Annotated in this window: 13 protein-coding genes; 9 read left to right on the forward strand and 4 right to left on the reverse strand. The window is 67.3% G+C overall.

Features of this window, described 5'->3' with window-relative positions; all coding sequences use genetic code 11:
• Position 1 precedes the first annotated feature (1 nt).
• Genes ACROSR_RS06345 through ACROSR_RS06360 form a run of 4 tightly spaced genes read left to right on the forward strand, consistent with a single transcriptional unit; the run spans position 2 to position 5848 of the window.
• Positions 2-3346, forward strand: a complete 3345-nt coding sequence (locus ACROSR_RS06345) for an efflux RND transporter permease subunit (RefSeq protein WP_432683205.1) — start codon at positions 2-4, stop codon at positions 3344-3346.
• A gap of 41 nt (positions 3347-3387) precedes the next feature.
• Positions 3388-4326, forward strand: a complete 939-nt coding sequence (locus ACROSR_RS06350) for a bifunctional riboflavin kinase/FAD synthetase (protein ID WP_432683207.1) — start codon at positions 3388-3390, stop codon at positions 4324-4326.
• Complete coding sequence (locus ACROSR_RS06355; RefSeq protein WP_432683209.1) at positions 4323-4802, forward strand: YcgN family cysteine cluster protein; 480 nt, start codon at positions 4323-4325, stop codon at positions 4800-4802. Before ACROSR_RS06350 ends, ACROSR_RS06355 begins: the two co-directional genes overlap by 4 nt.
• Positions 4802-5848, forward strand: coding sequence for a threonine aldolase family protein (locus ACROSR_RS06360; protein ID WP_432683211.1), 1047 nt, complete (start codon positions 4802-4804; stop codon positions 5846-5848). Before ACROSR_RS06355 ends, ACROSR_RS06360 begins: the two co-directional genes overlap by 1 nt.
• 15 nt (positions 5849-5863) lie before the next feature.
• On the opposite strand, the gene ACROSR_RS06365 is transcribed toward ACROSR_RS06360, so the two are convergent.
• Positions 5864-6259: a (R)-mandelonitrile lyase gene (locus ACROSR_RS06365; RefSeq protein ID WP_432683212.1), complete on the reverse strand. Its 396-nt coding sequence runs from the start codon at positions 6257-6259 to the stop codon at positions 5864-5866.
• Positions 6260-6460: 201 nt separating this feature from the next.
• On the opposite strand from ACROSR_RS06365, the gene rpmB reads away from it, so the two are divergent.
• From rpmB to ACROSR_RS06380, 3 genes are all read left to right on the forward strand, one after another.
• Entirely contained in the window at positions 6461-6751 is a 291-nt protein-coding gene (gene rpmB / locus ACROSR_RS06370) for a 50S ribosomal protein L28 (protein WP_432683214.1), read from the forward strand.
• A 124-nt stretch (positions 6752-6875) separates the two neighbouring features.
• Positions 6876-7223 carry a hypothetical protein gene (locus tag ACROSR_RS06375; RefSeq protein WP_432683216.1) on the forward strand — a complete coding sequence of 116 codons (348 nt, stop codon included), beginning with the start codon at positions 6876-6878 and terminating at the stop codon, positions 7221-7223.
• A gap of 40 nt (positions 7224-7263) precedes the next feature.
• Positions 7264-7746, forward strand: coding sequence for a copper chaperone PCu(A)C (locus ACROSR_RS06380; RefSeq protein WP_432683218.1), 483 nt, complete (start codon positions 7264-7266; stop codon positions 7744-7746).
• Here the strand turns inward: ACROSR_RS06380 and ACROSR_RS06385 are convergent.
• A complete protein-coding gene (locus ACROSR_RS06385) occupies positions 7743-8435 on the reverse strand; it encodes an NAD-dependent deacylase (RefSeq protein WP_432683220.1) in 693 nt (230 codons plus the stop codon). The two genes, ACROSR_RS06380 and ACROSR_RS06385, sit on opposite strands and share 4 nt — an antisense overlap.
• 41 nt (positions 8436-8476) lie before the next feature.
• On the opposite strand from ACROSR_RS06385, the gene ACROSR_RS06390 reads away from it, so the two are divergent.
• On the forward strand, positions 8477-8914 hold the full coding sequence (locus ACROSR_RS06390; RefSeq protein ID WP_432683222.1) for a low molecular weight protein-tyrosine-phosphatase: 438 nt from the start codon (positions 8477-8479) through the stop codon (positions 8912-8914).
• A 17-nt stretch (positions 8915-8931) separates the two neighbouring features.
• Here the strand turns inward: ACROSR_RS06390 and ACROSR_RS06395 are convergent, their stop codons facing one another.
• Both ACROSR_RS06395 and ACROSR_RS06400 read right to left on the reverse strand, forming a co-directional pair.
• Positions 8932-9219, reverse strand: a complete 288-nt coding sequence (locus ACROSR_RS06395; protein ID WP_432683224.1) for a DUF5665 domain-containing protein — start codon at positions 9217-9219, stop codon at positions 8932-8934.
• Positions 9219-9536 carry an antibiotic biosynthesis monooxygenase family protein gene (locus ACROSR_RS06400; RefSeq protein WP_432683226.1) on the reverse strand — a complete coding sequence of 106 codons (318 nt, stop codon included), beginning with the start codon at positions 9534-9536 and terminating at the stop codon, positions 9219-9221. The genes ACROSR_RS06395 and ACROSR_RS06400 overlap by 1 nt, the downstream gene beginning before the upstream one ends.
• A 114-nt stretch (positions 9537-9650) precedes the next feature.
• On the opposite strand from ACROSR_RS06400, the gene ACROSR_RS06405 reads away from it, so the two are divergent.
• Positions 9651-10310 (forward strand): hypothetical protein, encoded by a 660-nt coding sequence (locus ACROSR_RS06405; protein WP_432683228.1) that lies wholly within the window; start codon positions 9651-9653, stop codon positions 10308-10310.
• Positions 10311-10329 lie beyond the last annotated feature (19 nt).

The following is a 10329-nucleotide window of genomic DNA, read 5'->3' on the forward strand; positions in this document are numbered from 1 at the left end:
CGTGGCTGGCATCATCTCGTGGTTCACGCGGCATCGCACGGCGGCCAACCTGCTTATGGTGCTGCTGATCGCGCTTGGCCTGATGGCCGTGCCGCGGATGCGTGCGCAGTTCTTTCCCGATATCGTCATCGACAATGTCACCGTGTCGGTCATCTGGGAGGGGGCGAGCGCCGAGGACATGGACAGCGCCGTCGTGCAGGTCCTCGAGCCGGTCCTGCTGGGCGTCGAGGGTGTCGAAAGCTCGACCGCGTCAAGCCGCGAGACCAGCGCGTCGGTCGTGCTGGAGTTCGAGCCCGGCTGGGACATGGGCCGCGCCACCAACGAGGTGCAGGCGGCGCTCGACCAGGTGACAGAGTTGCCCGACGAGGCCGAGGAACCGGTCGTGCGGCGCGGCGCATGGCGCGATCCCGTGACGGACGTGGTGCTGACCGGCCCGGTCGGCACCGAACAACTGGCCGGGCTGGCGGACGAGTTCGTCACCCGCCTGTTCGAGGCCGGCGTCACGCGCACCACGATCGAGGGCGTCGCCGCACCCGAAACCGTCGTCGAGGTGCCGGGCGTCAACCTGATCGCGCACCGCGTCACTATGCGCGAGATAGCCGCCGCCATCGCCGCCGAGATCAGCACCGATCCGGCTGGCGACGTGGAGGGGGCCAATACCCGCGTGCGGACAGGGCGCGAAAAGCGCAGCCCCGACGAGATCGCGGATATCACGCTGCGGATGCAAAGCGACGGCACGGCCCTGACCGTCGGGGACGTGGCCCGAATCCGGGTCGCCGGCGCGGCGCGCGACACCGCGTATTTCGTCGGCGACAGCCCGGCGATCACCGTGAAGGTGGCGCGCTCGTCGCGGGGCGACGCGCTGGAGATCGAGGCACAGGTGCGCGAGGTGGCCCGAGACCTTGCAAGCACCGCGCCCGAAGGTGTCACACTCGACCTGATCCGCACCCGGTCCGAGGCGATTTCGGGCCGGATCAGCATGCTTCTGGGTAACGCGGCCAGCGGGCTGGCGCTGGTCGTGGCGCTATTGTTCCTGTTTCTCAACGCGCGCACGGCATTCTGGGTCGCGGCGGGGATACCCGTGGCGATGCTGGGCGCCATCGCGATCATGTATGCCGCCGGGCTGACGCTGAACATGATTTCGCTGTTCGCCATCATCATCACGCTGGGGATCGTTGTCGACGACGCCATCGTCGTGGGCGAACATGCCGATGCGCGCCACCGCCGCTATGGCGAGCCGCCCCCCGTCGCCGCAGAACGCGCCGCGGCGCGCATGGCGCTGCCGGTGTTTTCGGCCACGCTGACCACGCTGATCGCGTTTTTCGGGCTGGCCTTCATCGGCGGACGGTTCGGCGACCTGATCTACGACATTCCCTTCACCGTGATCGCCGTTCTGGCGGCGAGCCTTGTGGAATGTTTCCTGATCCTGCCGCATCACATGAACCACGCGCTGGCGCATTCGGGGCGCGATCACTGGTACGATCTGCCCAGCCGGGTGGTGAACAGCGGCTTTACCGCCTTTCGTGAACGGGTGTTCCGCCCCATGCTCGGGCTGCTTATTCGGGGGCGGTACGTGGTGGTGGCGGCCACCGTGCTGCTGCTGGCCACGCAGGTCGCCAGCTTCACGCGCGGCGATGTGACGTGGCGCTTCTTCAACGCGCCCGAACGCGGCACGGTGTCGGGCAATTTCGCCATGGTGCCGGGGGCGGACCGCGCCGATACGCTGGACCAGATGCGCGAGATGCAGCGCGCGACCGAGGCCCTCGGCGCAGAGTACGCAGAGCGGCACGGCACCAATCCGCTGGCCCATGTGATCGCGCAGGTCGGCGGCACGGCCGGTCGCGGGCTGGCCGGCACCGACACCAAGGATGCCGACCTGCTGGGCGGCATCTCGATCGAACTGATCGATGCGGATCTGCGCCCCTATTCCAGCTTCGCCTTCGTCGCCGACCTGCAGGACCGGGTGACACAATTGCCGCTGACCGAGACGCTCAGCTTTCGCGGCGGACGGTCCGGACCGGGGGGTGACGCGCTGGACGTCCAGCTATACGGGGCCAGCGCGGACGGGCTGAAAGAGGCCGCCGAAGCACTGAAGACGGCGCTCGGGCGTTATCCGGAGGTGTCGGCGCTGGAAGACACCCTTGCCTATGACAAGACCGAACTGATCCTGGAGCTGACCCCGCAAGGTGCCGCCATGGGGTTCACCATCGACGACCTGGGGCGCAGCCTGCGCGATCGCGTGAACGGGATCGAGGCCGCGACCTATCCCGACGGCCCGCGCTCGGCCGAGGTGCGGGTGGAGTTGCCCGAGGACGAGCTGACCGCGGATTTCCTGCAGACCATGCGATTGCGCACACCTTCGGGGCAATACGTCCCCGTGGCGGATGTCGTCAGCGTCACGTCGCGCACCGGGTTTGCCACCGTGCGGCGCGAGAACGGGCTGCGCGTGATCAGCGTCACCGGCGACATCTCAGAGGACGACCCCGCCCGCGCCGCCGAAATCACCAAGGCGCTGGAATCCGAGATCCTGCCCGATATCGCCGCCACGCATCAGGTCGAATACCGTCTTGCCGGCCTTTCCGAGCAAGAGGACGATTTCATGGCCGATGCCCGGCTCGGCCTAATCGGGACGCTTCTGGGCATCTACCTCGTGCTGTCGCTGGTCTTTGCCAGCTGGACCCGGCCGATGGTGGTGATGGCGATCATCCCCTTCGGCCTTGTGGGCACGATATGGGGCCATGCGCAATGGGACGTGCCGCTGTCGATGTTCACCGTCGTGGGATTGCTGGGCATGACCGGCATCATCATCAACGATTCCATCGTGCTGGTGACCTCGATCGACGAGCATGCCGAAAAACGCGGGCTGATTCCGGCGATCATCGACGGCACCTGCGACCGGCTGCGCGCCGTTCTGCTGACCACGCTGACCACCGTGCTGGGGCTGACGCCGTTACTGTTCGAGCAGTCCACGCAGGCGCAGTTCCTCAAGCCGACGGTGATCACGCTGGTCTACGGCCTTGGCTTCGGGATGGGTCTGGTGATCCTGGTGGTGCCGGCGCTGCTGGCCATCGGGCGCGATCTCGCGCAGCCGATGACCGCGCTGCGCCGGGGCCTGCGCGTGCGCGGCCTGCGCACCAGCCTTGGCACCGGCGCGGTGGCGGTGCTTGGGTGGTTCGCGGTCACGATGGGGTGGGTCCTGATCACGGGGGCCTTGCCCGCGCCGCTGTCCATCTTCGGCGAGGCCGCGCCGCTCGCGGCGGCGCTCGGATTGTTTGTCGCGGGCGCCGGCGTGGCGTTGGCCGTCGTGTATCTGGCCACCGCCGTCGCACGCCGCAGGGTCGCCTGATCACCCTTGCGCCGCCCCCGCTGCAAGGCTAACCCACGCGCATGCGTATCATACGGGACCACAGCTATGTCGATGACGCCGATCGCGGGGCCTCTGCCGCGATCGGGAATTTCGATGGCGTGCATCTGGGCCACCTGTCGGTGATCGAGCAGGCGCGCCGCGCCGGAGAGGCGATTGGCGCCCCCCTTGGCATCCTGACATTCGAGCCGCACCCGCGCGAATATTTCGCCCCCGATGCGGCCCCCTTCCGGCTGATGGGCCGCGAGGCGCGTGCCCACCGGCTGGAAAAGCTGGGCGTCGAACGCCTGTACGAGATCAACTTCAACGCCGCGCTCGCGGCCCTCAGCCCGCGTGCCTTCGTCGAGACGGTGATCCGCGACGGGCTGGGCCTTGCGCATGTCGTCGTCGGCGAAGATTTCTGCTTTGGCAAGGGCCGGGCCGGCAATGCCGGGATGCTGCAGGCCTTCGGCGCGGAAATGGGATTTGGGGTCAGCATAGCGCATATTCTGGAAGGCGAGACGGGGCGCGTGTCCTCGACCGCGATCCGCCGCGCGCTGAGCGACGGCGACCCGCGCGGCGCAGCGGCGATGCTGGGCCATTGGCACCGCATCGACGGGCCGGTCATGGGCGGCGAGCAGCGCGGGCGCACGTTGGGCTACCCGACCGCCAACATGTCCATCGAGGGGCTGCACAAGCCGAAATTCGGGGTCTACGCGGTGCTGGTCGATGTGCTCGACGGGCCGCACGAGGGGCAGTATCACGGCGCGGCCTCGGTCGGGGTGCGGCCGATGTTTCAGGGCGAGATGCCCAACATAGAGACCTTCCTGTTCGATTTCTCGGGCGATCTTTACGACGCGCACCTGTCGGTCGCGCTGGTCGAGTACCTGCGCCCCGAGGAAAGCTTTGACAGCCTTCAGGCGTTCATCGCGCAGATGGACGCCGATTGTGTCCGCGCGCGGGATATCCTGGGGGCCTTATGACAGACGCCTCCGATCCCATCGACCGGACCGGGCTGCGCCCGCATTTCTGGAAGACCACGCCGCTGAACCGCATGACCGTGCGCGAGTGGGAGGCCTTGTGCGACGGTTGCGGCAAGTGCTGCCTCAACAAGCTGGAGGACGACGAAACCGGCGAGGTCGCGCTGACACGGGTCGCCTGCCGGCTGTTCGACGACACCACCTGCCGCTGCGGACAGTATCCCATCCGCCACCAGTTCGTCCCCGAATGCATAAGTCTCAAGCCGCACACGATCGAGCGTCACGCCTACTGGCTGCCCACGACCTGCGCCTACAAGCTGCTGTACGAGGGCAAGCCGCTATACGACTGGCACCCGCTGATCTCTGGCACGCCCGACAGCGTGCACGCGGCCGGCGTGTCGATGCAGCACCGGACCCTGCCGGAATTCGAGATCGACGAAGAGAACTGGGAAGATCACATCATAGAGGAGCCCACCTGATGCAGTTCGCGTCCGACAATTCCGGTCCCGCCCTTCCGGCGGTCATGCAGGCGATGAGCGAGGCCAACGAGGGCCACGCGCCGTCCTACGGCACCGACGCGGCAATGGACGAGGTGCGCGACCGACTGCGCGATCTGTTCGAGGCGCCGCAGGCCAGCGTCTACCTCGTGGCGACGGGCACGGCGGCCAATGCGCTGGCACTCGCGACGCTGTCGCAGCCGTGGCAGACGGTGTTCTGTACGCCGCTCGCGCATATCCATACCGACGAATGCAACGCGCCCGAATTCTTCACCGGCGGTGCCAAGCTCAGCCTCGTGGGCGCGGACGACAAGATGACGCCCGACCAGTTGCAAGACGCGCTGGCGGAATGGCCCGTCGGCGATGTGCACAATCCCCAGCACGGGCCACTGGCGCTGACACAGGCCACCGAACGCGGCCGGGTTCATGACTGCGACGAGATCGCGGCACTGTGCGAGGTGGCCCGCGCACACCGCATCCCGACCTACATGGACGGTGCGCGCTTTGCCAACGCGGTGGCCGCCCTGGGCTGCACACCGGCGGAAATGACGTGGAAGGCGGGCATCGACGCGGTCAGCATGGGCGGCACCAAGAACGGCTGCATCGCGGTCGAGGCGGTGATCTTCTTCACCCCCGAAAACGCGTGGGAATTCGAGCTGCGGCGCAAGCGCGCGGCGCATCTGGTGTCCAAGCACCGGTACCTGTCGGCGCAGATGCTGGGCTATCTGAGGGACGACCTGTGGCTGACATCGGCGCAGACCGCCAACGCGCAGGCGGCCAGGCTTGCCGACGGGCTGCGCGGCATTTCGGGCGCCGAGATGGTGTTCGAGCGCGACGTCAACATGATCTTCGCCCGTCTGCCGCGCGCCACCCACCAGCGCCTGCGCGCGGCCGGGGCGCGCTATGCCATGTACGAGGGCCCGGTCGATGAGGGGCCGGGCGATGAGGGGCTGATGATGCGCCTGGTCTGCGACTGGTCGATCACCGATGCCGAGATCGCCACCTTCCTGGAGGTCGCCCAAGGCTGACAGGCGCGGACGCGCTCAGGCCGTGTAATCGGCGTCGCTGACCTGCTCCAGCCAGTCGGCGACCTGCCCGTCCAGCCCCTCCTGGATGGCGAGATGACACATCACCTGGTCGGGGGCGGCCCCGTGCCAGTGCTCTTCTCCCGGCGCGAACCACACCGTGTCGCCCGCGCGGATGACCCGCACCGGCCCGCCTCGCGTTGCGACGCGCCCCACGCCCGACAGCACGTACAGCGTCTGACCCAGCGGATGTGTGTGCCACGCCGTGCGCGCGCCCGGCGCGAACGTCACCCGCAGGGCGCGGGCGCGCGCGGGGTCGGGCGCCTCGATGACCGGTTCCAGCCAGACGCTGCCGGTGAAATACGCCGGCTCTCCCTGCCGGTACGCGCGCGTGTCTGCCGTCATGATGTCCATGGACTGTCCTTTCCCTGTGAACGTCGCAGCGATGCGGGGCCGCCGGGATGCAACGCCCCCATTTTACGGCGCGACGCCCTTGACGCCCGCCCGCTTTACGCCTATCCGCACTACATCAAATTCAGGGTGCTGCCTAGGGCGGCGCCATAATGCGTTAGTCAGGGCGATCACGCGCCCTCAACCCGGAACGAGGATGATCCCATGTCGCGCCGCTGCGAACTGACCGGAACTGGCCCGATGGTTGGCAACAACTCCAGCCACGCCAACAACAAGACCAAGCGCCGGTACCTGCCGAACCTTCACGATGTCACGCTGCAATCCGAGGCCCTCGGGCGCGGTATCAAGCTGCGTATCACGACGCACGCGCTGCGCAGCGTCGATCACCGGGGCGGGCTGGACGTCTTTCTTGCGAAGGCCAAGGATGACATGCTGTCGCCGACGGCCCTGAAGATCAAGAAAGAGATCGCCAAGGTGCAGGCCGCCACGGCCTGAGACCGCGACCCGACACAATGCATACGGCCCTGCCCCCTGTGTGGCGGGGCCGTTTGCGTTTGAGGGGTCGTGCTGCGTTTTGTCGCTTGTCGCGCAACCGCGCCGGCGCCTATGCTACGGCGCGATGACACCCTTGCGCGCAATCACGGCCTTCGGGCTTTGCCTGTTTCTGGCGCTGACCAGCGTGACGCTTGCCGTGGCGCGCGGTGCCCCGCAGCCATCTGGCGTAATCGTGTTGTGCGCCGGGGACGGCCCCCGCCGCGTGCCTGTGGACACGCAGGGCACACCGATGGCGCCGCCGCATGTCTGCCCGGAATGCCTTTTGGCGCTGTTTACCACCGATCCAGGCGATCCGCTGCCGGGGCCGCGCGCCGCCCGCGTGACGTCCCGGCACCCGTTCGCCGATGCGACACACCCGATACCGCTTGCGCGGCCCGCGATGCTGGCCCGCGCGCCGCCCCACCCGGTCTGAGACCCACTCTTGTGAAATTCAGATCAGAAGGAGCGACACGATGTCCCTCAAATCCAGCCTGCTTGCCATCTGCGCAAGCGTTGTCCTTGCGACCCCGGCCATCGCGCAAGAGGTCGAAATCCACGACCCCTATGCCCGCAGCGCCAGCCCGATGGCCAAGAGCGGGGCCGCCTTCATGGTGATCCGCAACCACAGCGGGACCGGTGACCGCCTGATCGGCGTCGCCTCGCCCGCCGCCCAGAAGGTCGAATTGCATACCCACCGTGAAGAGGACGGCGTGATGCGGATGATCCATGTCGAGGACGGGTTCGCCCTGCCCGAAGGTGGCGAAATACGGATGCAACGCGGCGGCCATCACGTGATGCTGATGGGGCTGACCGAACCGTTCGAACAGGGCAAGGTGATTCCCATGACCCTGATCTTCGAGACCGCCGGCGAGATCACCCTCGACGTGCCCGTGGATCTGGCGCGCAAGCCCGGACAGGGTCACGCCATGGGCCACGGCAAACACGCCGACGACTAGGCGTTCAAAAGCTCGTCGACCCACGTCGGCACCGCGTCCGAGGCGCGGCCCTGCCGCACCTCGGCGAACGCGCGCGAGACGGCGCTCGGTTCCAGATTGATCTCGACGCAATGCGCGCCGTGGCCGGCGGCCTCTTCCGCGAACCCGGCCGCCGGATAGACCTGCCCCGAGGTGCCGATGGCGGCAAAGACATCCGCATCCTCCAGATGCGTCACGATCTCGTCCATCCGGTAGGGGATTTCGCCGAACCAGACCACGTCCGGGCGACACGCCCGCGCCGCACAGGCCGGGCACATATCGGCGGGCGACATCTCGGGCGGCGACGGCCAGCGCGTGTCACAGGCCGCGCAAAGCGCGCGCGCCAGTTCACCGTGCATGTGGATGACGTTGCGCGCGCCCCCGGCCTCGTGCAGCGCATCGACATTCTGCGTCACGATCACCACCTCGCCGGGGTGCCCGGCTTGCAGACGCGCCAGCGCCTCGTGCGCGGGATTGGGCTCTGCGGCGGCGGCCTGCGCGCGCCGGGTATTGTAGAATCGGTGCACAAGGTCCGGGTCGCGCGCGAATCCCTCAGGGGTCGCCACATCCTCGATCCGGTGCTGCGCCCAGAGCCCGCCCGCGTCGCGGAAGGTTCCCAACCCGCTTTCCGCCGAAATCCCGGCGCCGGTCAATATAACGATCTTTTGCATCGCGCCCTCCTGATCTGTAGTGTGTTTGGGTAGGAGGTATCATGGCTCCTCGGATTCTGTTCGTCTGCCTCGGCAATATCTGCCGATCCCCCTGTGCCGAAGGCGTGTTTCGCAAGCTGGCCCCGGGGGTTTCGACCGACAGCGCGGGCACTGGAAGCTGGCATATCGGCCAGCCGCCCTATGGCCCGATGCAGGACGCCGCCGGCACGCGCGGATACGACCTGTCGGACCTGCGGGCGCGTCAGATCACGCCCGCGGATTTCGCCCGCTTCGACCTGATCATCGCGATGGATGCCGCCAACCGTCGGGCCATCGAGGCCCTGCGCCCAGCGGGTGCCACGACCCCGGTACGGCTTTTCACGGACTACGCCTCTGATCGCGCGATGGATCACGTCCCTGACCCCTACAACACCCGCGATTTCGACGGCGCGCTGGATTTGATAGAAACCTGCGCCCGCGGCCTTGCCGCCACGCTGTGACCACTGCCGCGCGCGCCTCACTGACGGGCGCTGTCCATCTGTTCGGCGATCTGCGAGGCCCATTCGCCGATGATCGGCAGGAACTCGATCTGGCTGAGCGCCCAGACGATCAGCGACAACAACACCGTGGCCCCCAGAAGCGTGCCAAGCCCGACCGCAAGCCCGCGTGCGAAGTTGAGCGCGAAAAACCGCGGCAGATTGTTATGGATCCGCACGAAACGGTGACTGTTGAGTTGTTTCACCTCGGCGCGCAGCGCGCGGATCTCTTGGGCCAGATCATCGGTTTGCTGGTGGTCGTCCTTCATCAAAAGCACCCCGCCACGTCATACATCACCGGCTCGAAATTGCGGCAGAGCGCGTTGATCTCGCGGTTGCGGGCGCGCATCTCGTCGCTGCGCAGCATCGCCTGAAAATCCTCGCGCGCGCGCCATTGCGAGTAGATCGCGATGCGGGTCTGGGCATCGTTGACATGCAGCGCGGCGGCGATGAAACCGGCCTGCTGCGAGATCACATCGCGATAGGCCCCGGTCAGAAGCTCGATCAGGTCCTGACAGGTGCCCGGCGTCACCTCGAACGTGGTGATCACGGTCTGATGGCCGGACTGGTCGGTAATCTGCGGCATTGCCCACTCCTGTTTCGTGGCATGTCCTATCATGCCCGCCGCGAAGGGTAAATTCCACGCACGCGTTAACCAAGCCTTTACCTTTCCTTAAGCAAGCTTGCCCGAGGGGTAACCATGGTGCGATGCCTGACGCTTGCGGTCGTTCTTCTGCTCGGGCTCGCACCGGATGCAGGGGCCGGCGCATGGTTGCGCGAGAAGGGCACCGCGTTCGTCGAACTGTCCGGGCAGGTGACGGAGCCGGACGAATACGGCTTCCACGGGCTGGATGCGGGCCTTTACGCCGAATACGGACTGGCCGAGCGACTGACCCTCGGGGTGGATGCCGGGCATGACATGCTGCGCGTCTCGAAGGCCGTCGTGTTCCTGCGTCTGCCGCTCGGGCGCGAGACGCGCAAGACAAAGCTGGCCGTGGAACTGGGCGCGGGCCAGGTCGGCGACGACACCGCGTTGCGCCCCGGCCTCTCCATCGGGCGCGGCCTGCGGTTGTGGGATCGGAGCGGCTGGCTGAACGCGGATGGGCGCGTGGTGCTGGCCCGCGGCGGGGCCATGACGCTGGAAAGCGATCTGACAGCCGGCCTGTCGATCACCGCGCGCGCCAAGATCATCCTGCAGCTTCAGCTTGGGCAACCCGATACCGGCACCGGCTATGCCACGCTCGCACCGTCGGTCGTCTACGAGACGAAACCCGGCACGCATCTTGAGCTTGGTCTCACGCAGCCGCTGGCGGGCGGCGATCTGCGCGGGGTCAGCCTGGATATCTGGCGCACCTTCTGAGCGCGCCAGATGCAGAGAC

Source organism: Roseovarius tibetensis (genome assembly GCF_050896375.1).
Lineage (GTDB): Bacteria > Pseudomonadota > Alphaproteobacteria > Rhodobacterales > Rhodobacteraceae > Roseovarius > Roseovarius tibetensis.

Bases quoted from the DNA above. Each gene is read 5' to 3' on its own strand.
- ACROSR_RS06350 (WP_432683207.1), top strand. From the start codon at position 3,388: ATGCGTATCATACGGGACCACAGCTATGTCGATGACGCCGATCGCGGG.
- ACROSR_RS06355 (WP_432683209.1), top strand. From the start codon at position 4,323: ATGACAGACGCCTCCGATCCCATCGACCGGACCGGGCTGCGCCCGCAT.
- ACROSR_RS06390 (WP_432683222.1), top strand. From the start codon at position 8,477: ATGGCTCCTCGGATTCTGTTCGTCTGCCTCGGCAATATCTGCCGATCC.
- ACROSR_RS06380 (WP_432683218.1), top strand. From the start codon at position 7,264: ATGTCCCTCAAATCCAGCCTGCTTGCCATCTGCGCAAGCGTTGTCCTT.
- ACROSR_RS06385 (WP_432683220.1), bottom strand. From the start codon at position 8,435: ATGCAAAAGATCGTTATATTGACCGGCGCCGGGATTTCGGCGGAAAGC.
- ACROSR_RS06365 (WP_432683212.1), bottom strand. From the start codon at position 6,259: ATGGACATCATGACGGCAGACACGCGCGCGTACCGGCAGGGAGAGCCG.
- ACROSR_RS06375 (WP_432683216.1), top strand. From the start codon at position 6,876: ATGACACCCTTGCGCGCAATCACGGCCTTCGGGCTTTGCCTGTTTCTG.
- ACROSR_RS06400 (WP_432683226.1), bottom strand. From the start codon at position 9,536: ATGCCGCAGATTACCGACCAGTCCGGCCATCAGACCGTGATCACCACG.
- rpmB (WP_432683214.1), top strand. From the start codon at position 6,461: ATGTCGCGCCGCTGCGAACTGACCGGAACTGGCCCGATGGTTGGCAAC.
- ACROSR_RS06395 (WP_432683224.1), bottom strand. From the start codon at position 9,219: ATGAAGGACGACCACCAGCAAACCGATGATCTGGCCCAAGAGATCCGC.
- ACROSR_RS06360 (WP_432683211.1), top strand. From the start codon at position 4,802: ATGCAGTTCGCGTCCGACAATTCCGGTCCCGCCCTTCCGGCGGTCATG.
- ACROSR_RS06405 (WP_432683228.1), top strand. From the start codon at position 9,651: ATGGTGCGATGCCTGACGCTTGCGGTCGTTCTTCTGCTCGGGCTCGCA.